Origin of the sequence: Janthinobacterium sp. CG_23.3 (genome assembly GCF_046115965.1) — a bacterium.
Taxonomy (GTDB): Bacteria; Pseudomonadota; Gammaproteobacteria; order Burkholderiales; family Burkholderiaceae_D; genus Janthinobacterium.
Genome location: NZ_JBJXIB010000020.1, coordinates 19,679 through 44,860, shown reverse-complemented (window position 1 = coordinate 44,860; position 25,182 = coordinate 19,679). Strand labels below are relative to the sequence as shown.

25 protein-coding genes are annotated in these 25,182 nt (G+C 66.5%); 19 read left to right on the top strand and 6 right to left on the bottom strand.

Annotated features, from left to right (window positions below; genetic code table 11):
- Positions 1–57 precede the first annotated feature (57 nt).
- From ACFDR9_RS07675 to ACFDR9_RS07615, 13 genes are all read left to right on the top strand, one after another.
- Complete coding sequence (locus tag ACFDR9_RS07675; protein ID WP_026132531.1) at positions 58–531, top strand: prepilin-type N-terminal cleavage/methylation domain-containing protein; 474 nt, start codon at positions 58–60, stop codon at positions 529–531.
- A gap of 104 nt (positions 532–635) precedes the next feature.
- Positions 636–1,220, top strand: a complete 585-nt coding sequence (locus tag ACFDR9_RS07670) for a type II secretion system protein (RefSeq protein ID WP_327075776.1) — start codon at positions 636–638, stop codon at positions 1,218–1,220.
- Positions 1,210–1,809, top strand: a complete 600-nt coding sequence (locus ACFDR9_RS07665; RefSeq protein WP_017875248.1) for a prepilin-type N-terminal cleavage/methylation domain-containing protein — start codon at positions 1,210–1,212, stop codon at positions 1,807–1,809. The genes ACFDR9_RS07670 and ACFDR9_RS07665 overlap by 11 nt, the downstream gene beginning before the upstream one ends.
- Positions 1,806–2,684 carry a prepilin-type N-terminal cleavage/methylation domain-containing protein gene (locus tag ACFDR9_RS07660; protein ID WP_409030613.1) on the top strand — a complete coding sequence of 293 codons (879 nt, stop codon included), beginning with the start codon at positions 1,806–1,808 and terminating at the stop codon, positions 2,682–2,684. The genes ACFDR9_RS07665 and ACFDR9_RS07660 overlap by 4 nt, the downstream gene beginning before the upstream one ends.
- Positions 2,681–3,166, top strand: coding sequence for a hypothetical protein (locus ACFDR9_RS07655; RefSeq protein WP_017875250.1), 486 nt, complete (start codon positions 2,681–2,683; stop codon positions 3,164–3,166). Before ACFDR9_RS07660 ends, ACFDR9_RS07655 begins: the two co-directional genes overlap by 4 nt.
- Positions 3,153–6,305 carry a DUF6701 domain-containing protein gene (locus ACFDR9_RS07650; protein ID WP_409030612.1) on the top strand — a complete coding sequence of 1,051 codons (3,153 nt, stop codon included), beginning with the start codon at positions 3,153–3,155 and terminating at the stop codon, positions 6,303–6,305. The genes ACFDR9_RS07655 and ACFDR9_RS07650 overlap by 14 nt, the downstream gene beginning before the upstream one ends.
- A gap of 155 nt (positions 6,306–6,460) precedes the next feature.
- Positions 6,461–7,405, top strand: a complete 945-nt coding sequence (gene pilM / locus ACFDR9_RS07645) for a type IV pilus biogenesis protein PilM (protein ID WP_017875252.1) — start codon at positions 6,461–6,463, stop codon at positions 7,403–7,405.
- Positions 7,402–8,088 carry an MSHA biogenesis protein MshA gene (locus ACFDR9_RS07640; RefSeq protein ID WP_409030611.1) on the top strand — a complete coding sequence of 229 codons (687 nt, stop codon included), beginning with the start codon at positions 7,402–7,404 and terminating at the stop codon, positions 8,086–8,088. Before pilM ends, ACFDR9_RS07640 begins: the two co-directional genes overlap by 4 nt.
- On the top strand, positions 8,085–8,840 hold the full coding sequence (gene gspM / locus ACFDR9_RS07635; RefSeq protein ID WP_409030610.1) for a type II secretion system protein GspM: 756 nt from the start codon (positions 8,085–8,087) through the stop codon (positions 8,838–8,840). The genes ACFDR9_RS07640 and gspM overlap by 4 nt, the downstream gene beginning before the upstream one ends.
- A complete protein-coding gene (locus ACFDR9_RS07630; protein ID WP_409030609.1) occupies positions 8,825–9,211 on the top strand; it encodes an MSHA biogenesis protein MshK in 387 nt (128 codons plus the stop codon). Before gspM ends, ACFDR9_RS07630 begins: the two co-directional genes overlap by 16 nt.
- A 32-nt stretch (positions 9,212–9,243) precedes the next feature.
- Positions 9,244–11,040, top strand: a complete 1,797-nt coding sequence (gene mshL / locus ACFDR9_RS07625) for a pilus (MSHA type) biogenesis protein MshL (protein WP_409030608.1) — start codon at positions 9,244–9,246, stop codon at positions 11,038–11,040.
- 1 nt (position 11,041) lies between these two features.
- Positions 11,042–11,935, top strand: coding sequence for an ExeA family protein (locus ACFDR9_RS07620; protein WP_017875257.1), 894 nt, complete (start codon positions 11,042–11,044; stop codon positions 11,933–11,935).
- Positions 11,932–13,044: a tetratricopeptide repeat protein gene (locus tag ACFDR9_RS07615; protein ID WP_409030607.1), complete on the top strand. Its 1,113-nt coding sequence runs from the start codon at positions 11,932–11,934 to the stop codon at positions 13,042–13,044. The genes ACFDR9_RS07620 and ACFDR9_RS07615 overlap by 4 nt, the downstream gene beginning before the upstream one ends.
- A 260-nt stretch (positions 13,045–13,304) precedes the next feature.
- Here the strand turns inward: ACFDR9_RS07615 and ACFDR9_RS07610 are convergent, their stop codons facing one another.
- From ACFDR9_RS07610 to ACFDR9_RS07595, 4 genes are all read right to left on the bottom strand, one after another.
- Positions 13,305–14,045 (bottom strand): hypothetical protein, encoded by a 741-nt coding sequence (locus ACFDR9_RS07610; RefSeq protein ID WP_409030606.1) that lies wholly within the window; start codon positions 14,043–14,045, stop codon positions 13,305–13,307.
- Positions 14,046–14,203: 158 nt separating this feature from the next.
- Positions 14,204–15,307 carry an HD-GYP domain-containing protein gene (locus tag ACFDR9_RS07605; protein WP_409030605.1) on the bottom strand — a complete coding sequence of 368 codons (1,104 nt, stop codon included), beginning with the start codon at positions 15,305–15,307 and terminating at the stop codon, positions 14,204–14,206.
- A gap of 37 nt (positions 15,308–15,344) precedes the next feature.
- Entirely contained in the window at positions 15,345–16,523 is a 1,179-nt protein-coding gene (locus ACFDR9_RS07600; RefSeq protein WP_409030604.1) for a pyridoxal phosphate-dependent aminotransferase, read from the bottom strand.
- Between the two features lie 81 nt (positions 16,524–16,604).
- The gene (locus tag ACFDR9_RS07595) at positions 16,605–17,039 is read right to left on the bottom strand and encodes a putative toxin-antitoxin system toxin component, PIN family (RefSeq protein WP_409030603.1); all 435 of its coding nucleotides are present in this window, start codon (positions 17,037–17,039) and stop codon (positions 16,605–16,607) included.
- A gap of 38 nt (positions 17,040–17,077) precedes the next feature.
- On the opposite strand from ACFDR9_RS07595, the gene yaaA reads away from it, so the two are divergent.
- Positions 17,078–17,848, top strand: coding sequence for a peroxide stress protein YaaA (yaaA, locus tag ACFDR9_RS07590; RefSeq protein WP_409030602.1), 771 nt, complete (start codon positions 17,078–17,080; stop codon positions 17,846–17,848).
- A 134-nt stretch (positions 17,849–17,982) separates the two neighbouring features.
- On the opposite strand, the gene ACFDR9_RS07585 is transcribed toward yaaA, so the two are convergent.
- Positions 17,983–18,786, bottom strand: a complete 804-nt coding sequence (locus ACFDR9_RS07585) for an outer membrane protein assembly factor BamD (protein ID WP_026132535.1) — start codon at positions 18,784–18,786, stop codon at positions 17,983–17,985.
- Positions 18,787–18,875: 89 nt separating this feature from the next.
- Here ACFDR9_RS07585 and ACFDR9_RS07580 point away from each other — a divergent pair, with 89 nt between their 5' ends.
- Together ACFDR9_RS07580 and pgeF are read left to right on the top strand one after the other, a co-directional pair.
- A complete protein-coding gene (locus ACFDR9_RS07580; RefSeq protein ID WP_017875265.1) occupies positions 18,876–19,898 on the top strand; it encodes an RluA family pseudouridine synthase in 1,023 nt (340 codons plus the stop codon).
- Positions 19,899–19,900: 2 nt separating this feature from the next.
- Positions 19,901–20,686, top strand: coding sequence for a peptidoglycan editing factor PgeF (gene pgeF / locus ACFDR9_RS07575; RefSeq protein WP_409030601.1), 786 nt, complete (start codon positions 19,901–19,903; stop codon positions 20,684–20,686).
- Positions 20,687–20,807: 121 nt separating this feature from the next.
- Here pgeF and ACFDR9_RS07570 read toward each other — a convergent pair whose 3' ends face one another.
- Positions 20,808–20,999: a hypothetical protein gene (locus ACFDR9_RS07570; protein WP_017875267.1), complete on the bottom strand. Its 192-nt coding sequence runs from the start codon at positions 20,997–20,999 to the stop codon at positions 20,808–20,810.
- Between the two features lie 51 nt (positions 21,000–21,050).
- Between ACFDR9_RS07570 and phaC the strand changes: the two genes are divergently transcribed.
- The 3 genes from phaC (at position 21,051) to rimO (ending at position 25,174) form a co-directional block, all read left to right on the top strand.
- The gene (phaC, locus tag ACFDR9_RS07565) at positions 21,051–22,802 is read left to right on the top strand and encodes a class I poly(R)-hydroxyalkanoic acid synthase (RefSeq protein WP_409030600.1); all 1,752 of its coding nucleotides are present in this window, start codon (positions 21,051–21,053) and stop codon (positions 22,800–22,802) included.
- Positions 22,803–23,018: 216 nt separating this feature from the next.
- Positions 23,019–23,573: a polyhydroxyalkanoate synthesis repressor PhaR gene (gene phaR, locus ACFDR9_RS07560; RefSeq protein ID WP_017875269.1), complete on the top strand. Its 555-nt coding sequence runs from the start codon at positions 23,019–23,021 to the stop codon at positions 23,571–23,573.
- Positions 23,574–23,818: 245 nt separating this feature from the next.
- Positions 23,819–25,174 carry a 30S ribosomal protein S12 methylthiotransferase RimO gene (rimO, locus tag ACFDR9_RS07555; RefSeq protein WP_409030599.1) on the top strand — a complete coding sequence of 452 codons (1,356 nt, stop codon included), beginning with the start codon at positions 23,819–23,821 and terminating at the stop codon, positions 25,172–25,174.
- Positions 25,175–25,182: the final 8 nt, after the last annotated feature.

Genomic DNA, 25,182 nt, shown 5'->3' with positions numbered 1-25,182 from the left:
ATGGCATGGTAGATTTTCCGCCGTGCGAATGGATTGTTAAATGATTTGGAGACGAGTATGAACAGGCAGTCAATGAAAGGTTTTTCCGGCAAGGCGCAAGCGGGCTTCACGCTGATCGAATTGATCGTCGTGATCGTCATCCTGGGGATTTTGGCGGCGACCGCCCTGCCGCGTTTCGCCGATCTGAGCGGCGACGCCCGCCTGGCCAAGGTCCAGGCCGCGCGCGCGGCGATCCAAAGCGGCGCGGCGCTGGCCCATTCGACCTGGCTGGCCCGGGGCGGCGCGGCCAACACCCCCGTGACGATGGAAGGGCAGAGCATAGGCATGACGACCCTGGGCTGGCCGACCGCGGCGGGCATCGTCGTCGCCGCCGGCGGCCTTGCCGACTACTCCATCGCCGGCGCGGTGGTGTCCGCCGACGCCGAGCATCTGGCCTGCTCGGTCACCTACGTCGAGGCGTCGGGCACGACCACGCTGCAAGGGACGGCGACCAACTGTTCGGCCGCCAACCCCGCCGCTCCCGCCCCGTAAGCGGCGGCGATTGTCGGGTATCGACGCGCGGCCGCGCCGGCGCGCCGCCTGCGACGGCGTTGCCGCTGGCGTCGGCCGCCGGCGCGTTGCGCCCTTGCTTCGCTATGCAGAGTTCTATCGCCATGAAGATGCGCAACCATGCGCGCGCGGCCGGCCTCGGCCAGCGCGGCTTTACCCTCGTCGAACTGGTCGCGGTGATCCTTGTCACCGGCATCCTGGCGACGCTGGCCATGCCGCGCTTTTTCGAGCGCCAGGCCTTCGACGCGCGCAACTTCGCCGAACAAAGCCAGTCCATGCTGCGCTACGCGCAGAAAGTGGCGATCGCGCAGAACCGGCGCGTGTTCGTGCGCCTTAACGGCAGCGGCGTGGCGCTGTGTTTCGACGCCGCCTGCGCCGCCGCCGCCCGCGTGGTGCCGCCCTCGGGCGGCAACAGCGGCGCCGCCGCCACCGTCGCTCAATGCGCCGGCGACGCGCGCTGGCATTGCGAGGGCGCGCCCTCCGGCGTCAGCTATACGAAGGCGCCGGCCATCTCCTCCTTCTACTTCAGCGCCCTCGGCAAGCCCTTCGCGGCGCTCGACGCCGACGGCGCCCGGGTCTCGACGTTCGCCACGCTGCTCATGACGGTGCGCGGCGGCGCCGCCGACGTGCATCCGATTACCGTCGAGGCGGAGACCGGCTATGTCCATTAAGCGCCGCCAGGGCGGCCTGAGCCTGGTTGAACTCATCATGTTCATGGTCATCGTCGGCATCGCCGTGCTCGGCTTGGTGCAGGTGATGAACCTGACGGTGCGCGCCAGCGCCGACCCGCTGGCGCGCAAGCAGGCGCTGTTGATCGCCGAGTCGCTGCTGGAGGAGGTGCAACTGGCCCATTTCACGTTTTGCGACCCGAACGACGCCAACGCCGAGACCGCCACCGCCGCCGTGGTCGGCGCCGCCGGCTGCGCCGCGACCGTCGAAACGGTCGGCCGGCTGGCCGGTGAAAGCCGGCCGTTCGATAACGTCAACGATTACGTCGGCCAGTTCGGCGCGGCCGAGGCGGCCTTCAACAACGCCGCCGGCGCCCTGGCAGACGTCAACCTGGCGGCGCTGCCCGTGACCGGCTATACCGCGACGCTGCGCATCGCGCCCGAGAACCTCGGGCCGGCCGCGGCGCCCATCGTTTCGAGCGCGGCGCCGGCGACGATGGACGTGCTGCGCATCACCGTCACGGTCAACGTCGGCAACGAAAGCGTCGTGCTCGACGGCTACCGCACGCGCTACGCGCCGAGGTCGATATGAACGGCGCCAAGGAACGCGGCCAACGCGGCCGACGCGGCGGGCAGGCGGGCTTCACCCTGGTCGAGGCGGTGATGGTGATCGTCATCGTCGGCATCATCGGCGGCATCGTCGCGGTGTTCATCCGCGTCCCGGTGCAGGCCTACACCGACTTGGCGGCGCGCGCCGAGCTGGGCGACATCGCCGACACGGCGGTGCGCCGCGTCGGGCGCGACGTGCGCCTGGCGCTGCCCAACAGCGTGGTGGCGTCGGGCGACGGCCGGACGATGAGCTTCCTGCTGACCAAGACCGGCGGGCGCTACCAGGCCGTCGAGGACGCGCTGGCGGGCGGTACGCCGCTCGACTTCGAGAACGCCGCGGTACTCGACTTCAACGTGCTGGGCGCGATGCCGGCCGGCCAGCAAGCCATCGTGCCCGGCGACTTCATCGTCGTCTACAACCTGGGCCCGGGCTACGAGCCGGCCAACGCCAATCCGGCCGGCGGCGCCCCCGCCAGCCTCAACGTCGCCGCCGTGGCCGCGGTGGCCGGCAACGTCATCACGATGGCGGCGAACCCCTTCGCCAGCGCGAACCCGGTCATGAGTTCGCCGACCAGCCGCTTCCAGGTCGTCACCGGCACCGTCACCTACGTGTGCGACACCGTCAACCGGACGCTGACGCGCTTTTGGGCCGACCGCCAGCTTGCCGCGGCCGGCACGCTGCCGCCGCCCGGCGTGGGCGCGCTGCTGGCCGAGAACGTCAGCGCTTGCGCGTTTAATTACGTGCAGCCGGCCAACACCCGCAGCGCGCTGGTGGAGATGACCCTGACGCTGCAGCGGCCCGGCAACGCCGAGTTCATCAAGCTGTTCCACCAGGTTCACGTGGACAACACGCCATGACGCGCCCGCTGGCGCAAGCCGCGCGCGCCCGCGGCGCCGCCTCGCCGCCGGGCCGGCGCAGCGCCGGCCTGGGCCTGGTGACGGCGATTTTCCTGCTGGTGGTGCTGTCCGGCATGGGCGTGGCGATGATGACCTTGAGCACCACCCAGAACGCCAGCGTGGCGCTGGACGCGCAGGGCGCGCGCGCCTACCAGGCCGCCCGCGCCGGTATTGAATTCGGCGTGTACCAGGCGCTGCGCGCGGGAAATTGTCCCGGCAACGCCGCCCCGCAAAGCTTCGCGCTGCCGACCGGCACCAGCCTGAGTGCCTTCAGCGTGACGGTACGCTGCAACGCGCTCACCACCGGCGCCGGCGCCGGCGCCGGCGCCGTGACGGTGCGCCAGGTCACGGCGACCGCCTGCAACCGCCCGGCGGCCGGCCAGTGTCCCAACCCCAGCAACGACCCCGACTATGTCCAGCGTGTCCTCAATGTCCAGTTTTAGACCACCGCGCCGGCGCGCCGCGGCCGCGTTGCTGCTGGCGGCGGCCCTGGCCTGCGCCGCCGCGCGCGCCGCCGACACCCCGATCACGCTGTTTAAGAGCTTCGCCGGCAACGTCAACTTCACCGGCGCGCAAAAAACCCTGCGCACCAAATCGAACGCCAGCGGCCCTTGCGACGTAACGACGTCGGCGACGCTGACGCTGAACGGCATTCCGACCGGCGCGGTGGTGCTGAACGCCCAGTTGTACTGGGCCGGTTCGGGCAGCACGCCGGACTACTCGGTGCTGCTCGACGGCGTCGCCGTGGCGGCGCCGGGCAACCGCCAGTTTTCCTCGGCGACGGTGGGTTACGACTATTTCAGCGGCGCCGCCGACGTCACCAGCCAGGTCAATGCGAAAAAAAACAACACCTATCTGCTGTCCGGGCTGAGCTTTAACAACGGCGCGCCGCATTGCGCGGTCGAGGGCGTGCTGGGCGGCTTCCAGCTGCTGGTGATCTATTCGAAGGCCGGCGAAACCTTCCGCGTGCTCAACCTGTACGAGGGCTTCCAGTACATCCGCAACTCGTCGCTGTCGCTGAACCTGAGCAATTTCCAGATTCCCAATCCGCTCGGCAGCGCCACCGGGCGGGTCGGCCACATCACCTGGGAGGGCGACACCACGCTGTCGGGCGGCGGCGAGGATTTGCGCTACAACGGCGTCGGCCAGGTCGACGCGAGCAACGTTTCCGGCAACCAGTTCAACTCGGCCAGCAACATCAACGCCGACGCCGCCTCCTACGGCATCGACTTCGACGCCTACACCGTGCAGTCGCCGGTGATCCTGTCCGGCCAGACCAGCGCCAGCACCGCCTACAGCTCGGGCGCCGACCTGGTGCTGCTGAACGCCGAGATCATCGCCGCGCCGAACGTGCCGGCCACCGACCGCTCGATCGCGATGGTGCTCGACGGCCCGCTGGCGCAATCGAAAACCAGCAAGTACACCATTACGGTGGGCAATAACGGGCCGCTCAGCGAAAGCGGCCCGATCACCGTCACCGACACGCTGCCGGCCGCCTTCATCGTCGGCGGCGCCGGCGGCAGCGGCTGGAGCTGCACGGTGGCCGGGCAACTGGTTTCCTGCAGCAACCCCGGCCCGCTGGCGGTCGGCGCCACGCTGGCGCCGCTGGTGGTGACGGTGACGGCGGCGGCCAACGCCAGCGGCTCGATCACCAACAGCGCCAGCGTCGGCGGCGCGTTGTTCGATTATTACGACGGCAACAACACCGCCAGCGTCAGCGCCATCGTCGGCGCCGCCCAGTTCGTGCCGGCGTATATGCTGACCGACGCGCTGTGCGTGCACAACGTGCCGTTCGGCAACGCCGGCCAGCCGTGCAAGCCGGTCACGCTGACCTCCTCGATCGCCAACGTCGACATCGCCGGCCTGTACATCACCTATGTCAGCGCGGGCGTGCCGACCGCGCTCGGCAGCGGCGCGACCAACGTGCCAATGCGCTTCGCGCTGTCCTGCCACGACCCGGTTGCCAACGCCGGCAAGCAGGCCAGTTTCACCAGCGTCGCCACGGCCAGCAATAAAATGCCCTTGTGCGTGGGCGCCGGCGCCATGCCCGGACCCACCAGCGGCGCCTGGTCGGCGGCCGTCAACGTCAGCTTCCCCGGCAATTCGCCGACGGTCGGCACGGCGACGACGTCGGGCGGCACGACCACCATCACCGGGCTCAACAACAAGCTGCTGTATCCCGACGTCGGCCGCATCGAAATGTACATGAGCGACGCCGGCAACCGCCTCGGCAGCACCGGCGCCTTCGTCTCCAAGCCGCAGACCTTCCTGTTGACGGCCAGCACGCTGGGGCTGGGAGCCAACCAGGCCACCACCCCGGCGCTGGCCAGCAACCCGGCCTTCGTTGCCGCCGGCGCCGCCTTCAAGCTGGGCTGGAGCGCGATGACGGGCGGCGTCACGCCGGTGCTGGCCAGCAGCTTCGGCCGCGAGCAAATCCCGGCCAGGATCAAGCTCAAGGTCGAGGCCGCGACCGACGCGGCCGGCGCGCCGCTGGCCGGCATGGTCAACCTGCCGAACCTGAGCGGGGTGTTTGGCGCGGTCAGCGGCGGCGCCGCCGAGGGCAGCGGCTTCTCCTTCGGCGACGTCGGCGTCATCAAGCTGACGGCGCAGTTGGAAAGCGCCGACTACCTCGGCGCCGGCAACGTCAGCGGCGCCCCGCTCAACGTCGGACGCTTCGTCGCCGACCACTTCGAAACCCAGGCCAGCGGGCCGCTGCCCTGCGCCAGCACCGGCATGGTGTGCCCGGCCGGTGCGCCGACGATGGTGTATTCGCGCCAGGAATTCGAGCTGCAGGTGACGGCGGTCAACGCGGCCGGCGCCACGCTGTTGAATTACAGCGGCCCGTTCGCCCGCGCCGCCACGCTGACGGCGTGGAACGGCGCCGGCAGCGGCGCCACCACGCAAAATCCGCCGGCCACGCCGGCCGGCGCGCTGCTGGCGCCGGCCACGCTGGCGGCCGCCAGCTTCGGCGCCGACCCGCTGCTGGGGCCGGGCGTGGCCAAGCTGAAGGCGAGCTACGCGTTTGCGCGCGCCTTCGACGGCGCCGCGCCGCACGCGACCGGCCTGGCGGCGCCGACGCCGGTCTACCTGCGCGCCGCCGAAAGCGCCGGCGGCGACGGCGCGACCTCGTCGCGCGGCGCCGCCAGCAAGGAGGGCGGCGTGACGGTGGCCAGCGGCCGCCTGAATCTGGGCAACGCCTACGGTTCGGAATTGAGCCCGCTGCGCATTGCGCTGCGGGCCGAGTATTTCACCGGCTACGCGGCCAACCAGGGCTGGCGTCTGCATGACGGCGACGGCGGCGCCAAGGCCAGCGCGGTGACCGCGGCCGGGGCCGTGTTTGGCAACTGTTCCAAGTTTTTGTCCGTCGCCGGCGCCTGCAAGGTCGGCGCCCTGGCGGCCGCCGCGGCGCCGGCGACGCTGCCGATGGCGGCCGGGCTCGCCACACTGCAACTGCGCGCGCCCGGCGTGGGCGGCGGCGCCGAGTTGCGCATGGGCGATCCGCTCTGGCTGCCCAGCACGGTCGCGCGGCTGGTGTTCGGCCAATACCGCAGCCCGCTGATTTACCTGCGCGAACTGCATTGAACGGGCGACAAGGGAGTGAAAGTGTGACCTGGGCGCAAAAAATCGCCGGGTATTTTTGCTCCTGTGCAAATATGGCGGGTAAATCGTTGGAACTTGAATATAATCAAGCATCTGCCGGGTTTTCTTCGCGCAGCGCTAATCATTGAGACGTCGGCATGGGTCTATTCGCTAAAGCAAAAAAAAATAATGATGGCTGGCTGGCGATCGCCTTTGGCGCCGACGGCGTCGTCGGCGCCGCCGTCAAGCGCGTCGTCAACGCCAAGCCGGTGGTGGAATGGGCCGCCTTCTATCCGGACGAGAAGGGCGAGGGCGGCGCGCTCGAGCGCGTCAAGAAGGAAGCCCATCCGGCCCGTTACCAGTGCGCCAGCCTGCTCGCCGCCGCCGACTACCAGTTGCTGTCGGTGGACGCGCCCAACGTGCCGCCGGCCGAATTGAAAACCGCGCTCGGCTGGCGCCTCAAGGACATGCTCGACTTTCCGGTGGCCGAGGCGACCATCGACCTGCTCGACATCCCGCCCGACGCCAACGCGCCGGTGCGCAACCGCACGCTGTTCGCGGTGGCCGCGCGCAACAGCGTGATCGCGCCGCGCCAGCTGCTGTTCAGCGAGCACAAGCTGAAGCTGGACGCGATCGACATCCCCGACATGGCGCAACGCAATATCTCGGCCCTGCTCGAGCCGGCCGGGCGCGGCCTGGCCATGCTGTCCTTCGACGCCGACGGCGGCTTGCTCACCGTCACCTTCAACGCCGAGCTGTACCTGTCGCGGCGCATCGACGTGCGCCTGCCCCAGTTGCTCGACGGCGACGAGGACAAGCAGCGCCAGGTGCACGACAAGATCACGCTGGAGCTGCAGCGCTCGCTCGACCATTTCGAGCGCCAGTTCCACTTCATCGCGGTGGCCAAGCTGGTGCTGGCGCCAACCGGCGCCCCCGGTCTGCATACCTACCTGGCCGGCAATCTGTACATGCCGGTCGAGGCGCTCGACCTCGACAGCGTGTTCGACCTGTCGAAGGCGCCGGCGCTGCGCGAGGCGGCGCAGCAGGCGCGCCACTTCATGGCGCTGGGCGCGGCGCTGCGCCTGGACGGGGGCGCGCCGTGAGCCAGCAAATCAATCTCTTCAACCCGCTGCTGCAAAAGCGCAAGAACTACCTGTCGGCGAAGACCATGGCGCAAGCCATGCTGGCGGTGCTGCTCGGCGCCGCGTTGCTGGCGCTGTACGGCAACCGCCAGGTCGCCGCGCTGGAGCGGCAAGTGGCCGCGGGCAAGCTCGAACTGGCCAAGCGCCAGGCCCGCCAGGCCGAGGTGATGGTGGCGTACGCGCCGCGGAAAAAGGACCAGGACATCGAACAGGACATCGTTCAAGCGGGCGCCGAACGCCAGTCGCTGCTGCAGTTGCAGTCGATCCTGGCGCGCGGCGAATTCGGCAACACGCGCGGCTACTCGGCCTACTTCCGCGCGTTCGCCCGCACCCGCGTCGACGGCCTGTGGCTGACCGAGGTCGACATCCTCGGCGCCGGCAACGCCATCGGCTTGCAGGGCAGGGTGCTGTCGCCGGCGCTGCTGCCGCGCTACATCGGTGGCCTGGCCGGCGAACCCGTGCTCAAGGGCAAGACGTTCGCGCGCTTGGAACTGGCGCCGCCCGCCAAGCCGGCCGGCGCCGACGCGCCGGTGCCGGCGGCGCCGGCCGCGGCTGCCGCCGGCGCCGCCACCTCGGCCACGCCCGCCGCGCCGGGCTTTCTTGAATTTAGTCTACAGGCCACGCCTGCGGAGGTGGCCAAATGAAACAGTCCTGGCTGAAACTCGCCGCCAAAATCGACGCGCTCAGTCTGCGCGAGCGCGTCATGGCCTTCGCCGCCGGCATGGTCGTGCTGCTGTTCCTGGCGTTTCTGCTGCTGCTAGACCCGATGTTCTCCAAGCAGAAAAAGCTCGTCGCGCAGTTCCGCCAACAGCAAAGCCAGATGGCCGGCATCGACGCCGAAGTGGCCAACGCGGTGCTGCTGCACGCGCACGACCCCGACAGCGCCAGCCGGGCCAGCCTGCAGGCGCTGCGCGGCGAGGTCGCGCAACTGGGCGGCGCGCTGCGCGCCATGCAGAAGGGGCTGGTCGCGCCGGAGCGCATCGTGCTGCTGCTGGAGCAGCTGTTGAGGAGCAATACCAAGCTGCGCCTGGTGTCGCTGAAGACGCTGCCGGCCACCGGCCTGGCCGACGGCCGCTTTTCCGATCCGGTCCCGGCCGACGCGCCCGAGCCGATGCATGCCGGCGGCAAGCTGCTGCTCAAGATCGCGCAGCCGCCAAGTCCGGCGGCGCCGCCGGCGGCGCCGGTCAAACAGGCGCCGCTGCTGTACCGGCACGGCGTGGAACTCGAATTGCAGGGCGGTTATCTCGACATGGTGAATTATATGGAGGCGCTGGAAGCGATGCCGACGCAATTGTTCTGGGGTAAGGCCAATTTGCACGCCGGCGACTACCCGAACGCGCGCCTGACCCTGACGCTGTACACCTTGAGCCTGGCGCCGAAATGGATCGCGCTGTGAGCGCGCGCCGGCCTGCTTTACGCTTCGGCCTCGCTTGCGGCTTAAGCCTGGTCTTGGGCGGCGCGCCGGTGGCGGCCCAAAGCCTGTTCGATCCGACCCGGCCGCCGGCCGCGCTGACGGCGCCGTCCGACGGCGCGCTCGGGGTTCCCGGCGCGCCGATGTTGCAATCGGTGCTGGTGTCGCGCAATCCCGGCGGCAGGGCGGTGGCGGTGATCAGCGGCCAGACCGTGCGCCTGGGCGGCAAGGTCGGCGACGCCGTGCTGGTGCGCATCAGCCAGACCGAGGTCGTGCTCAGGCGCGGCAAGGCGCTGGAGACGCTGCGCCTGTATCCCAGCAAGGTGAACGACGGCGCCGGCCCGGCGAAGCCATAAAGCATATGCATAACAATACAGAGCGGACGAGAATGCAAAAAAACCTGATCATCGCCTGCGCGCTGGGCGTCGGCGCCGGCTTAAGCGGCTGCAATAGCGCGCAGTCGCAGCGCGACACCTTCAACGCCATCAATGCGCAAATGAAGAGCGCCGCCGCGCAGGCGCCGGCGGCCAGCCAGCCCGCGGCGGTCGAGAACGCCCTGTTGCCGCCGCTCAGCGCGCTGGCCGGGCAACTGCCGCGTACCCGCGCCGCGCTCGACGAGCGCTTCAACGTGTCCTTCAACAACGTGCCGGCGCAGCAGTTTTTCAATTCCCTCGTCACCGGCACGCGCTACAACATGCTGGTCCACCCCGACATCGGCGGCACCGTCTCGGCCAACCTGAAGGACGTCACCCTGTTCGAGGCGCTCGACGCGGTGCGCGAACTGTACGGCTACGACTACCGGGTCGACGGCAGCCGCATCTACATCAAGCCGGCGACGATCCAGACCCGCATGTTCCAAGTCAATTACCTGACCGGCAACCGCAAGGGCAGCTCCAACCTGCGCGTGTCGTCGACCTCGGTTGGCAACGCCAGTTCGCTCGGCTCCGGGCAGGGCGGCAACAACAATAACAATAGCGGCGGCGGCAACAACGGCAACAACGGCGCCAACGACAACGGCGGCGGCGGCCCGCAGGCGGGCCAGGCGCGCGACAGCAGCAACGTCAGCACCACCTCGAACAGCGATTTCTGGGTCGAGCTGAAGGCGTCGCTGGAAGCCATCGTCGGCGCCGGCAAGGACGGGCGCAACGTCGTGCTCAGCCCGCAGTCCGGCGTCGTGGTGATCCGTGCCATGCCCGACGAGTTGCGCAACGTCGACCTGTACCTGAAGGCGACCCAGTTGTCGGTCGACCGCCAGGTGATCCTGGAGGCGAAGATCCTCGAGGTGCAGCTCAACGACGGCTTCCAGACCGGCATCAACTGGGCCTCGTTCGCCTCCATCAAGAGCGGCCACGGCAACCGCGTCTCGACCGGCTTCGTCTCGCCCGGCACCACGCTGGCGCCGCTGCCGTTCGCCGGCGGCCAACCGCCGACGATGAGTTCGACGGGCGCGACCGCCATCGCCGCCAGCACCGGCTTCGCGCTGGGCAGCGCGGCGACGGCGGCCGGCTCGCTGTTCGGCCTGGCCTTCCAGACCAGCAACTTCGCCGCGATGATTTCCTTCCTCGAATCGCAAGGCACGGTGCACGTGCTGTCGAGTCCGCGCATCGCCACGCTGAACAACCAGAAGGCGGTGCTGAAGATCGGCACCGACGAGTTTTACGTCACCGGCGTCAGCACCACCACCAACACCAGCGCGGCCAGCGCCACCACCAGCCCGAACGTGACCTTGCAACCGTTCTTTTCCGGCGTGGTGCTGGACGTCACGCCGCAGATCGACGACCGCGGCAACATCATCCTGCACGTGCACCCGTCGGTCAGCCAGGTCACCACCGTTAGCAAGGACATCGACCTCGGCAGCGCCGGTCGGCTGACCTTGCCGCTGGCGGCGTCGAACACCTCGGAAATGGACAGCATGGTGCGCGGCCAGAACGGCGGCATCGTCGCCATCGGCGGCCTGATGCGCCAGTCGTCGACTTCCGACCGTTCGCAGGTGCCCGGCGCGGGCGGGCTGCCGGTGCTCGGCGCGCTGTTCCGCAACACCGGCCAGGTCACGCAAAAGCGCGAACTGGTGGTGCTGATCAAGCCCACCATCGTCGAGGGCGCCAGCAGCTGGAACGAAGACCTGCTCGACGCCGGGCGGCGCATGGAGGCGCTCGACCCGCGCCGTCCGGCGGAGCGCAACTAATATGTACAAGGCCCACTTCGGCTTGCGTGAGGTGCCGTTCAGCATCACGCCGGACACCAGCTTCTTCTTCACCAGCCCGCACTCGCAAGAGGCGCTCAACACGCTGCTGGTGGCGGCAAAGAACGGCGAGGGCTTCATCAAGATCACCGGCGAGGTCGGCACCGGCAAAACGCTGCTGTGCCGCAAGTTCCTGGCCACGCTGGGGCCGGAATTCGTCACCGCCTACATCCCCAATCCGTATCTGGAGCCGCGCACGCTGATGCTGGCGCTGGCCGACGAGCTGGGCTTGAAGCTGGAGAAGGACGTCGACCAGCACCAGTTGCTCAAGTCGATCACGCAGCGCCTGCTGGACCTGGCGGCCGGGGAAAAGCGCGTGCTGCTGTGCCTGGACGAGGCGCAGGCGATCCCGCTGGAGAGCTTGGAGGCGTTGCGCCTGCTGACCAACCTGGAGACGGAAAAGCGCAAACTGCTGCAAATCGTCCTGTTCGGCCAACCTGAGCTGAACCGCCACCTGGAACTCGATTCGATCCGCCAGCTGGCGCAGCGCATCACCTTCCATTACCACTTGGGGCCGTTGAGCCGGGACGACGTCGAATACTACATCGCGCACCGGCTGCGCGTGGCCGGTTTCAGCGGCAGCCGCCTGTTCAGCCGCGCCGCCGTGGCGAAACTGTATTCGGCCAGCGGCGGCATTCCGCGCCTGGTCAACATCCTGGCGCACAAGGCGTTGATGCTGTGCTACGGCGAAGGCCGCCAGCAAGTGGGACGCGGCCACGTGCGCGCCGCCGCCAAGGACACCGTCTCGAGCAAACGTCCGCGCTGGCCATGGCTGGCCGGCGCCGGGGCCGGACTGCTGATTGCCGCGTGCGGCCTAACCTGGACCCTAAGTAAATGAGCCTGATTAACAAAATGCTGCAGGACCTGGACGCGCGCGGTTCGCAGGGCGCCGCCGGGGCGCAGGACGCGGTGCGGCCGGTGCCCGGGCGCGAGCGCGCCGCCGCGCCGCGCATGGTGATGATTGGCGCGCTGGCGGTACTGGTCGGCGCCGGCGGCGCCGCGCTGGGCTGGCGCGTGTTGCACAAGCCGGCGCCGCCGGTGCCGCCGCGTGCAGCCGCGCCCGCCGTGGTAGTGGTAGCGGCGGCGTCGCCGCCAGCGCCCGCCGCGGCAACGCCGCCGCTGCCGGTCGCGGTTGCCGCCGAGCCAGTGGCCGCTGCCGCCGCGCCGGCCGCGCCAGAACCGGCCGCGCCGGCAATCGAAGCGGTCAAAGCCCAAGGCGCCACGGCGGGCGAGCGCATTCAGACAGACGAATCCCTCAAATCCGTCAGGCGCGTCAAGGCGGCGCAAACGGCAAAGCCCGCGCCGGCCCGCGCCGACGCCGAGGCCACCCGCGCGACGATTAACGCGGCGCCAGTGGCGTTGCAGGGCAAGGAAAGCAATGTCCAGCAGCGCGCCGAAAACGAGTATCGGCGCGCCTTGGCGGCTTTGCAGGAAGGGCGGGTGAATGAGTGCATCGCCGGGTTGGAGCAAGCGCTGGCGATAGATCCGCGGCACCAGGCCGCGCGCGAGACACTGATCCGGCTGCTACTGGAAGGCAAGCGGCCGAACGACGCCGTACGCCACCTGCAACTGGGGCTGGCGCTCGACCCGGCCCAGCCGGCCATGGCGATGATGCTGGCGCGCCTGCAACTGGAGAGCGGTGGCCCGGCCGTTGAAACACTGATGCGTACGCTGCCTTTCGCCGGCGGAGACGGCGACTACCGCGCCTTCCTGGCGGCGGTGCTGCAACGCGGCCAGCGTCACAAGGAAGCTGCGGAGCAATACGAGCTGGCCCTGCGCGGCGCGCCGCAAAACGGCGTCTGGTGGATGGGCCTGGGCATCTCGTTGCAGGCCGAACAGCGTCTAGTCGAAGCGAAAGACGCCTTCGCTCGTGCCAAGGGCAGCGCCAGTCTGTCGCCCGAGTTGCAGGCCTTCGTCGAACGCAAGTTGCAGCAACTACCGCACTGAGGCTTGAAGCATCGCCGCCGCGCGCGGCGCCGCCTGCCTAAACTCTTCCGCCAGAGCGCGGAAGTCCTACTCCACCACGGGCCGGGTTTTCCAGCCACACGCGCCTGTACGCGCTGACCTTCCAGAACGACAACGCTGAACATTTCATTCCTACCCAACCCCTTGCATGTAGCCAACGAATAGCTATTGAATTGGGACATGCTTTCCCCTGCCCACGAGGCGCTGCGGGAGCAGTTGGCAAGCTTGTCGCCCGTATGGAATCAGTTGTTCAGGGCGAATGGCTTGCCCAGGTGATTGAGCCAGACCTCGCCTTGTTCGCCTAACATGACTCCTCGCCACGACGAGCCCATGTTGCGTGGAACGGCGTCGATGACGGCTTGGCGGTACGCGGGCGTAAAGATGGCGTCATAACTGGCGCTGAACTGGCTGGCATTGCGAAAAGTTGTTTTCTTGCCGGCGATCTGCGCCCGCACCGGATAGGCGAGAACGGATGTAACAGCTTTCTTGTCGCCATTTTTCACGCCCAGCCAGAACTTGTAGGCGTTGGCATAGACGATGTCGTCCGACTCGGCGCCCGCCGTGTAATAACGATGTCCCAGGCTGCCGCTGTTGCTTTCGGTGTGTTTCAGGCTGTAGGGCAGCTTGCTGCTTGAGCCGGTCTTTTGCCACGTCCCGTCGAACTTGCCGCAATCGGCGGAAAGCGCTCCGGTGAAGCTTGCCGTCACCTCGCCGTTGGCGCCGCGCTCCTCAAGCACCAGCTTGTTCCTATCGCCCGATACGGCGCGCAGCGGAATGCCCTTCAACTGCGACAGGTAGAAATATTCTCCCGAGACGGAGTCACCCTTAAAAGCAAGGGTCAACTGGATCTTATACTTGCCGTCGATGTCGCCGGCATATTCTTGCAGGCTGGGGCTGCCACCAATATCCTCGCAGGACGCCACGGCCAGGACAGGCGAGAGCAGGGTGGTGAGGAAGACAGTGCGAATGAGGGGTTTCATCATGGCGATTCGATGTTGTTTTATAAAGTCGGCAGTATTCTACCGCCCAGGCCGCGTATGAGGCCGTCCGCCAGCCTCATCAAGGTGTTACCCATGTCCCCCGACAGGTGCCCCGTTGTGGCGCCGCGGGTATTGGGCGCGCGTCCGCGGCGTGCTTGTTTTTACAGCCGGGCCTGGTCGCCCCAGACGTTTTTCATGCTGAAGCGCACGCCGGCCTGGTCTTCGTGCAGCGCTTCGGCGATGGCGAACTCGGGTTCGCTGGTGCTGCGCAGCGGCGCCGACGCCAGCAGCGCGGCCGGGATCACGATGCCGGCCGCGTCGCGCAGCGCGTGGACGTGGCTGCCGGATGCGGCGGTAACCACGCCGACTTCGCCGTTGCGCAGGCGCACCAGGCTGCCCGGCGGATATTTGCCCAGCCGCAGCACGAATTGTTCGGCCAGCGCCGGGTCGATCTTGTATTCGGTGTTGAGGAAGATCTTGTGCAGCGCCTGGTCGGGCAGCACCGAGCGCCGGTAGTTGCGCGCCGAGACGTGGGCGCAGTAGCGGTCGGCCAGCCCGATCAGCTTGGCGTTCTGGGTGATTTCGTCGCTGGTCTTGCCGCCCGGGTAGCCGCTGCCGTCGTCGTTTTCATGGTGCAGCATGACGCAGGAAATCCATTCCTCGTCGTCGATGCCGGCGCATTTGAGCAGGTCGGCGCTTTCCTCCGGGTGGCGCCGGACGATTTCCATTTCCTCGCGCGTCAGCGGCGTGTGTTTGCTCTGGAAGCTGTCGTTGTGGCGCAGCATGCCGACGTTCATCGTCAGGGCGGCGGCGGTAATGACCAGGGTTTCCTGGCGCGTTTTCTGCATGCCGCGCGCCACCAGGATCGCCACCAGCGCTGTTTCAATGCAGTGGCGCACCGCGTAGGTGCCGGCGATCTGGTTCAGGAACAGGCAGGCCAGCGCGATGTCGGGGTTCAGTTCGAAAGCCCGCAGCACGTCGCGGGCGACGTCGCGCAGTTCGTGCTCGGCGTTGTGTTTGTCGCGCAATTCGTGCAGCATCCGTTCCAGGCGTTTGTTGGCTTCGTTGAGCAGGTGCAGCACCGACGGCGGCGATTCGTCGACGACGAACAGGCCCGCCGCCAGCAGCGTGTCGATCTGGCCCTGGTCGTTGAGCAACTGGCCCTTGCGCAGCAGCGGGCCGCCGTTGCGGTCGAAGCTGTACAGGTCCCACGGCAGCGGTGCGCCCGGGACGAGGTCGGAGAAAATGATGCGCCGTTGAACCATGATGTTTCCCGTTTCGCCGGTCGCCGCCGGCCTTGGTTTATATCCGCGCCAGCCGTTCCAGCGCCAGGCGCAGCGTCGCGTCTTTCTTGGCGAAGCAAAAGCGCACGATGCCCGATTCCTTGCCCTGCTGGTAGAAGGCCGACACCGGAATCGCCGCCACCTTGATGTCACTGGCCAGCCATTCGGCGAACGCGGTCTCGTCCGCGCCCGAAATGGCCGCGTACTTGACGCATTGGAAATAGGTGCCGTCGGCCGGCAGCAGTTCGAAGCGGCTATCCCGCAGGCCCTCGCGGAACAGGTCGCGCTTGCGCTGGTAGAACGCCGGCAATTCCAGGTAGGGCGCCGGGTCGGCCATGTAGCTGGCCAGGCCGTGCTGCATCGGCGTGTTGACGGTGAAGACGTTGTATTGGTGGACCTTGCGAAATTCCGCGCTCAGCGCGGCCGGCGCGGCGACGTAGCCGACCTTCCAGCCGGTCACGTGGTAGGTCTTGCCGAAGCTGGAGACGACGAAGCTGCGCGCCGCCAGTTCCGGGTGGCGGCACAGCGATTCGTGCGCCACGCCGTCGTAGACCATGTGCTCGTAGACCTCGTCCGACAGGATCAGCACGTTGGTGCCGCGCACGATGTCGGCCAGCGCGTCGATGTCGGCGCGGCGCAGGATCGAGCCGGTCGGGTTGTGCGGCGAGTTGACGATGATCAGGCGGGTGTTGCCGGTGACGGCGGCGCCGACCTTGTCCCAGGGCACGTGGTAGCCCCGCGGCCCTACCTGCATCGCCACCGGCACCGGCACGCCGCCGGCCAGCGCGATCGCCGGCAGGTAGCTGTCGTAGGCCGGCTCGATGACGATCACCTCGTCGCCCGGGTGCACGCAGCACAGGATCGCCGTCATCAAGGCCTGGCTGGCGCCGGCGGTGACGGTGATCTCGGCGCCCGCGTGGTAGGCGTGGCCGTACTGCGCCGCGATCTTGTGGGCGATGGCTTCGCGCAGCGCCGGCACGCCGGCCATCATCGGGTATTGGTTGTGGCCGGCGCGCATGGCCGCGTCGACCATGTCGAGCAGTCGCGGCTGGCAGTCGAAGTCGGGGAAGCCCTGGCCCAGGTTGACGGCGCCGTGCTCGGCCGCCAAGCTCGACATGCGCGTGAAAATGGTGGTGCCGACGGCCGGCAGCTTGCTGTGCAGGGTCGGCGTCAGTGGCGGTGTGTGGCGGCTGTTCATGGGTGCGGGACGGTGGGATGGCTCGGTTTGCCTATTCTAGCGCAGCCGGCCGGGTTCGGTGTGGCATTCCCGCCGCGTGTATTACGGCGTCAACGCCCAGGCTTCCGGCACCATGATCTGGAACATGCCGGCCTTGGCGGTTTTGCGCCCCAGCTTGAGCAAGGCCTTGTCCTTGGTGATCAGGATGTCGGCGTTGGCGTCGCGCGCCAGTTCGAGGAATTTCTGGTCGTCCTTGTCGGTGCACACCGGCAGGCGCACGCCCGACACCGGCGGCGCCACCACGCTGATGAGGGCGTCGAAGCGGGCCGCGCTGACGGCGCGGCTGGCCTCGTCGAGCGGCAGGTGCTTGTAGTGCAGCACCACCAGGTACTCGGCGCGGCAGTCTTCGCGCGTGATCGCCAGCACCGCGCCGCTTTCGATGGCGGCCAGCAGGGCGGCCCAGCGCGGGTCGTGGAAGACGAACAGGTCGAGGCAAACATTGGTATCGAGGACGATGCGTTTCGGAGCGGGTATCATGTCGGCAATTCTATTCTATGGATGTGTATTGGAATCTTATGTTGATTGTGCTTTCGCCCGCCAAAAGTCTCGATTTGGAGACGCCCCCGACCACCAAGCTGCACAGCAAGCCCGACTTCCTCGAGCATTCGGCCGTGTTGATCGACCGCATGCGCCAGTTCACGCCGGCCGAGGTCGGCAGTCTGATGGGCATCTCCGACGCCTTGTCGGCGCTCAACGTGGCGCGCTACGCGTCGTGGACGCCGAACCTGGACCAGGCGCGCCAGGCCGTCATGGCCTTTAACGGCGACGTCTACGCCAGTCTCGACGCGCGCACGCTCAAGCCGGCCCAGCTCGACTACGCGCAGGCGCGCGTGCGCATCCTGTCGGGCCTGTACGGCCTGCTGCGCCCGCTCGACATGATCCACCCGCACCGGCTGGAAATGGGCACCCGCCTGTCCAACGCGCGCGGCAAGGACTTGTACGCGTTCTGGGGCGACACCATCACCGAGGCGCTCAACCGCAGCGCCGAGGAGCAGGGCGCCAAGGTGCTGGTCAACCTGGCCTCGGAGGAATACTTCAAGTCGGTCAAGCCGCGCCAGCTGTCGGTGCCGGTGATCTCGCCGGTGTTCGAGGACTGGAAAAACGGCAAATACAAAATCATTTCCTTCTACGCCAAGCGGGCCCGCGGCATGCTGGCGCGCTACGCCGCGGTCAAGGGCATCCGCGACCCGGAAAAGCTGAAGGGCTTCACGGTGGACGGCTACGCCTTCGACAAAAAAGACTCGACCGACAAGTCCTGGATCTTCCGCCGCCGCGTCGCCGACTGAGCGGCATAGGCGGCTTCGGGGACAGACCACGGCTTCGGGGACAGACCACGATTTCCGGGAAAGTATTTCCCGGAAATCGTGGTCTGTCCCCGGTTTTATTGCAACAAAAAACCGGGGCGCGCCCCGGTTTGTCGTTATTGCCAGAACTTCCACCATTTCCGCTCGGCCTTGCCGCCGCCGGCGGTCAGGAAGCGGCTGTTCGGATAGTTCTTGTTGAACACGCGCAGGGTGTCGTCGCGCAGGTCGGTCATGCCCATCTTGTCGTAGCCGCGCGACATGATGAACAGCGCTTCCTCGACGGCCGGCGAGTCGCGGAAGTCGTTAATGGCGCCTTGCGCGCGGTTCACCGAGGCCAGGTAGGCCTCGCGGCGGTAGTAGTAGCGCGCCACGTGCACTTCGTACTGCGCCATCGCGTTGATCAGGTAGTTCATGCGCTGCAGCGCGTCCGGCGTATACTGGCTGTTCGGGAACTTCTCGACCAGTTGCTTGAACGCCGCGAAGGCTTCGCGCGTCGCCTTCGGGTCGCGCTCGGTCGGGTCCTGTTCGTAGATGAAGTTCAGGAAGCCGATCTGGTCGTTGAAGTTGATCAGCCCGCGCAGGTAGTACATGTAGTCGACGTTGGCGTGGTTCGGATGCAACTTGATGAAGCGCTCGACCGCCGCCAGCGCCTGGGCCTGGTCGCCGGCCTTGTAGTGCGCGTAGGCGATTTCCATCTGCGCTTGCTGGGCGTAGGTGCCGAACGGATAGCTCGATTCGAGCTTTTCAAACAGCTGGATGGCACGTTCATAGTGCTGTCCAGCCATTTCTTCGCGCGCCTCCGAGTATAATTTCGACACTGACCAGTTTTTGGTCTCATCGACTTTTTCGGGCAACAAGCTGCAAGCGGACAAACCGAGCAGAACGAATGAAGCGACAACCAACGATAATTTTTTTTGCATGACGTTTTGCAAGAAGGTTTTAACCAAGTTTTTACAATAGGCTGATTATAGCCGATGGGAATGCTGTGATATTAACTCCGAAGCCGAATTTGGCTGACCCCCTGTCTCACCCCGAACTCGACGACGAGTTCGATGTCGATTTTACTGCCGACGACGCCGACGACGTCACCGACTCGATGGCGCCGATTGAACTGGAATTGACGCCGGACGCTTGCGGCCAACGCCTCGATAAAGTCATTTCAAAACTGGTTCCCCAATTCTCCCGCAGCCGCCTGCAACTGTGGATGGACGCCGGCTTCGTCACCGTCGACGGCAAGGTCGCGAAAAGCAAGGGCACCGCCTATGGCGACGAAAAGGTTGTCATTCTGCCGCAAAGCGCGCCGGAAGACGAGGCTTTTAAGCCCGAGCAGATCGAACTGAACATCGTGCACGAGGACGAGCATATCATCGTCGTCAACAAACCGGCCGGACTGGTGGTGCATCCCGGCGCCGGCAACTGGTCGGGCACCTTGCTCAACGGCCTGCTGTTCCACTGCCCGCAACTGGCCGGCGTGCCGCGCGCGGGCATCGTGCACCGGCTCGACAAGGACACCAGCGGCCTGATGGTGGTGGGCAAGACGCTGGCGTCGCAGACCGACCTGGTGCGCCAGCTGGCCGCGCGCACCGTGCGCCGCGAGTACTTCGCGCTGGTGTGGGGCACGCCGAAGCAGAGCGGCACCATCGACGCGTCGATGGCGCGCCACCCGCGCGACCGCATCAAAATGGCCGTGTCGGAGAACTTCTCGGCGAAGCCGGCGATCACCCACTACGAATTGCTGCAGTCGGGCCTGCTCGACCGCCGTCCGGTCAGTCTGGTGCAGTGCCGCCTGGAAACGGGCCGTACCCACCAGATCCGCGTGCACATGCAGTCGCTCGGCTTTTCGCTGGTCGGCGACGCGCTGTACGGCAAACAACATCTGGTCGGCGTGTTCCCGCGCCAGGCCTTGCAGGCGCGCCGCCTGGGCCTGGTGCATCCGGGCAGCGGCGAGGCGGTCGAGTGGCTGGTGCCGCTGGCCGCCGACTTCGCCGGCTTGATCGCCCAGGCCGGCATCGACGAACCGGCGCTGGTGTAACGGTGGCGACGCCGTTCCTGTTGCCGCACTGGCCGGACGCGCCCGCCAACATCGGCGCGCTGACGACCATGCGCGGCGGCGGCGTCAGCCCGGCCCCGTACGGCGACGGCCGGGGTGGCGGTGGACTGAACCTGGGCGTGCACGTCGGCGACCAGGCCGAGCTGGTGCAGCGCAACCGCTATTTGTTGCAGGGCGTGTTGCCGGCGTCGCCGGCCTGGCTGACGCAGGTGCACGGCAGCGTGGTGCTGGACGCGGCGCGGGTGGTCGCGGACGCCGCGGCGCCCGTGGCGGACGCCAGTTTCGCGGCCGCGCGCGGCGCCGTCTGCGCGGTCCTGACCGCCGATTGCCTGCCGGTGCTGTTCTGTGACGCCGGCGGCAAGGTGGTGGCGGCGGCGCATGCCGGCTGGCGCGGCCTGGCCGGCGGCGTGCTGGAGCGCACCGTGCAAGCGATGCGCGGCGCCGGCGCCGGCGACGTGCTGGCCTGGTTGGGGCCGGCGATCGGGCCGGGCCAGTTCGAGGTTGGCGCCGATGTGCTACAAGCGTTCCGCGACGGCGCCGCCGACGCGGCCGCGCTGGAGCGGGTCGACGCCGCGTTCGCGCCGCTGGCGGCGCGGCCGGGCAAATACCTGGCCGACATCTACGCGCTGGCGCGCAACGTGCTGCGCGGCGTCGGCGTCGAGCGCGTCGCCGGCGGCGATTGCTGCACCGCGTCGGAAACGGCGCGTTTTTACTCGTATCGCCGCGACGGCGTGACGGGAAGGCAAGCAAGTTTGATCTGGCGCAAATAGTCCGGCGGAAAAGCGGACTATTGTGCCGGGCTTCTGTCTCACTCTTCGATGGTCTGATGGCGTCGGCGACGGCTCGGCGTCGGATGACGCGTTCGTTCAGCCGACCCGCGGGGCTGCGCCTTCACTCCTCGGGAATCTTTTTTTCAGCCGCGTCGCGTTTGCTTTTGCGCCGCCGCGAACCGGTCAGGTAATATAGTATTGACAGAGGGACCACACAGTAGATGAGGAAGGTCATCATCCCGGCGACGATGGACGGTTCGGTCAGGGCCATCAGCCCGACCACGTAAATCCATGCAACTGCGACGATCAGCATAAAACGGCCTTGGTAAAGATAGATTTCTAATTTCTAAATGGACTCAAACATATGAATATGCCCGATCCTCAAGTGATGACCAACGCGTGGATAGCGCAGATGAACGACCCGAACCTGTGGAAAGCCTGGTTTAACGCGGTACCCGAAGCGCCGGTAAACCCGATCGCGGCCGTGCTTCAAGATGCCGGCGCCAACATCAAGCCGGAGGTGCTGGACCGGCTCAAAAGCGAGTACATGGGCAAGCTGGGCGCGCTCTGGGCCGACTTCCTGGCGGGCAAAACCCCGCAGCTGGCGGACCGCCGCTTCGCGGCGCCGGCGTGGCGCGAGAATCCGCTGTCGGCCTACAATGCCGCATCATACCTGCTTAACGGCGAATTTCTCATGGCGCTGGCCGAGTCGGTCGAGGCCACCGCGCGCCAGAAGCAGAAAATCCGCTTCGCCGTGCAGCAACTGATTGACGCGATGTCGCCTGCCAATTTCCTGGCAACGAATCCGGAGGCGCAGCAAAAAGTCATCGAAAGCAAGGGCGAAAGCCTGACCAAGGGGCTGTCCAACATGCTCGCCGACATGCAAAAAGGCCGCATCTCGCAGTCCGACGAATCGGCGTTCGAGGTCGGCAGCAACGTCGCCACCACGCCCGGCACGGTGGTGTTTGAAAACAATTTGTTCCAGCTGATCCAATACACGCCGACCACGCCGGCGGTGCACCAGCGGCCGCTGCTGATGATGCCGCCGTGCATCAACAAATTCTACATCCTCGACCTGCAGCCGGAGAACTCGCTGGTGCGCTACGCGGTGGAGCAGGGCAACACGGTATTTCTCATGTCGTGGCGCAATCCCGACAAGTCGATGGGCCAGCTTACCTGGGACGACTACATCGAGCAGGGCGCCATTGAGGCGGTCCGCGTGACGCGGGAAATTTCCGGTCAGGACAAGCTCAACGTCTTCGGCTTTTGCGTCGGCGGCACCATCGCCGCGACCGCGCTGGCGGTCTTGAAAGCGCGCGGCGAGAGCCCGGCGGCCAGCCTGACGTTGCTGACCACCTTGCTCGATTTTTCCGACACCGGCGTGCTCGACGTCTTTATCGACGAAGAGCAGGTCGGCCGCCGCGAAAAGGCGCTGGCCAAGGGTGGCCTGCTTCCCGGCAGCGACCTTGCCAGCACCTTTTCCAGCCTGCGGCCGAACGACCTGATCTGGAATTACGTGCAGTCGAACTACCTGAAGGGCAACGAGCCGCCGGCCTTCGACCTGCTGTACTGGAACGCCGACAGCACCGGTTTGCCCGGCCCGATGTTTTGCTGGTATCTGCGCAACACCTACCTGGAAAACAGCCTGTGCGTGCCCGGCAAGCTGACCGTCGCCGGCGCGAAGGTCGACCTGTCCAGCATTGACGTGCCGACCTTCGTCTTCGGTTCGCGCGAAGACCACATCGTGCCGTGGGGCGCGGCCTACGCGTCGACCGCTTTGCTGAATACCAAAAAACCGCAGCAAAACCGCTTCATCCTGGGCGCGTCGGGCCACATCGCCGGCGTGATCAACCCGGCGTCGAAGAAAAAACGCAGCTATTGGAGCAACGTCGCGGCCAAGCCGGCCAAAGGCGCCAAGGCCAAGACGCTGAGCGCCGACGACTGGTTCAGCGGCGCCACCGAGCACCCGGGCAGCTGGTGGCCCGAATGGGCCGGTTTCCTGGCCGAGCACGGCGGCGACGACGTCAAGGCGCCGGCCAAGCCGGGCAGCCGTCGCTACAAGGCGATCGAGCCGGCGCCGGGGCGTTACGTCAAGGTGCGCGCCGAAAAGGCGTAGGCTAGCCGGTGGCCGGGGCGGGGCGCGCGGTCCGGCGCCTTGCTTTTCGGTCATTTAGGTTGCGTTGCAATAAAAGTGGGAAACTTATGGTGGGATGTGCAAAACCCTTGTCTTCCACTCTATAATAGAATTTGTAGGTATGTGCGAAAGCGGACCGAAGTGCGCTTTTTTTAGGAATATATCAGTACGCGCTGCGGCGCAATAAGTGGACTTGAGATGAGTAGTGCAAAAAAAAACATTGAACGCCTGATCAAGAAATACCCGAACCGCCGTCTGTACGATACGCAAACCAGTTCGTATATCACGCTCACCGACGTCAAACAACTGGTGCTCGACAGCGAGGAGTTCGCCGTCGTCGACGCCAAGTCGAACGAAGACCTGACGCGCAGCATCCTGCTGCAAATCATTCTTGAGGAAGAGGCAAACGGCGCGCCGATGTTCTCCAGCGTCGTGCTGTCGCAAATCATCCGCTACTACGGCCACGCCATGCAGGGCATGATGGGTTCCTATCTGGAGAAAAACGTCCAGGCCTTCACCGACATCCAGCACAAATTCACCGGCAATTCGGCCGGCACCTTCGAAGGTAAGCCGTTCAGCCCCGAAATGTGGACCCAGTTCATGAGCGTGCAAGGGCCGATGATGCAGGGAATGATGAACAACTACATCGACCAGAGCAAAAGCCTGTTCGTGCAGATGCAAGAGCAAATGCAGAGCCAGAGCAAGAACCTGTTTGGCACCTTCCCGTTCCCGGTCCCGACGGACAAGAAGTAAATGGATGCCCGCGGCTGCGATCCGCGGTCGCACCCCCGCGGCCTGACGCCGGTCCAGGCCGGTGGTTCTTTTGACGCTAGCGGCGCCTTGGCAGTCAACCGGCGCTGTTTGTCACACTAGTTCGGCAAGGCATGCGGCGGACGAGGTACAATAGCAGATTCGCCTCATATTTTTCCTCGCATCTACCTATGTCCTCAATTTCCCGTATTCCCGTAGTATCCGCCCAGCCAGAAAACGTTCTGGCCATGACCGGCGCGGCGCCGAAAGTAGGGTTTGTGTCCCTCGGCTGCCCGAAAGCCCTGGTCGACTCCGAACAAATTCTGACCCAGCTGCGCGCCGAAGGCTACGAGACGGCGAAATCGTATGACGGGGCCGATCTGGTGATCGTCAACACTTGCGGCTTCATCGACGCCGCCGTGCAGGAGTCGCTCGACGCCATCGGCGAAGCGCTGGCCGAAAACGGCAAGGTCATCGTCACCGGTTGCCTGGGCGCGAAAAAAGACGCCGCGGGCGACGACATCATCATGAAGATCCACCCGAAGGTGCTGGCCGTGACCGGCCCGCACGCGCTGGGCGAGGTGATGGACTCGGTCCACAAATTTTTGCCCAAGCCGCACGCGCCGTTCTTCGACCTGGTGCCGCCGCAGGGCGTCAAGTTGACGCCGAAGCACTATGCCTACCTGAAAATCTCCGAAGGTTGCAACCACCGTTGCAGCTTCTGCATTATCCCGTCGATGCGCGGCGACCTGGTCTCGCGTCCGATCGCCGAACTGATGCTGGAGGCGGAAAACCTGTTCAAGGCCGGCGTCAGGGAATTGCTGGTCATTTCGCAAGACACCAGCGCCTACGGCGTCGACGTCAAGTTCCGCTCCGGCTTCTGGAATGGCCGCCCGGTCAAGACCCACATGACGCAGCTGGTCGGCGCGCTGGGTGAACTGGCCGCGCAATACGGCGCCTGGGTGCGCTTGCACTACGTTTATCCTTACCCGCACGTCAACGAAATCATCCCGATGATGAGCGGCGGCCACATCCTGCCCTACCTCGACGTGCCGCTGCAACACGCGCACCCGGACGTGCTCAAGCGCATGAAGCGCCCGGCCAGCGGCGAGAAAAACCTCGACCGCATCCAGGCCTGGCGCGCGATGAACCCCGAGCTGACGATCCGCTCGACCTTCATCGCCGGCTTCCCCGGCGAGACCGAGGCGGAATTCGAGTACCTGCTGGAGTTCCTGAAGGAGGCGCAAATCGACCGCCTGGGTTGCTTCGCCTACTCGCCGGTGGACGGCGCGACCGCCAACGCCATCGCCAACCCGGTGCCGGAAGAGCTGCGCGAAGAGCGCCGCGGCCGCGTCATGCTGCTGCAAGAAGAGATTTCGAAGAAGCGCCTGCAGGCCAAGGTCGGCAAGACCGTGCGCGTGCTGATCGACGAAGTCGAAGCGAGCGGCGCCGCCATCGGCCGCTCCAGCGCCGACGCGCCGGAAATCGACGGCGTGGTCTACGTCAAGCGCCCGTTCGAACCGCACCGCAAACTGGTGGTCGGCGAGTTCTACGACGTCGAAGTCACCTCCGCCGACGCGCACGACCTGTGGGCCGCCGCGTAAAAAGCGGC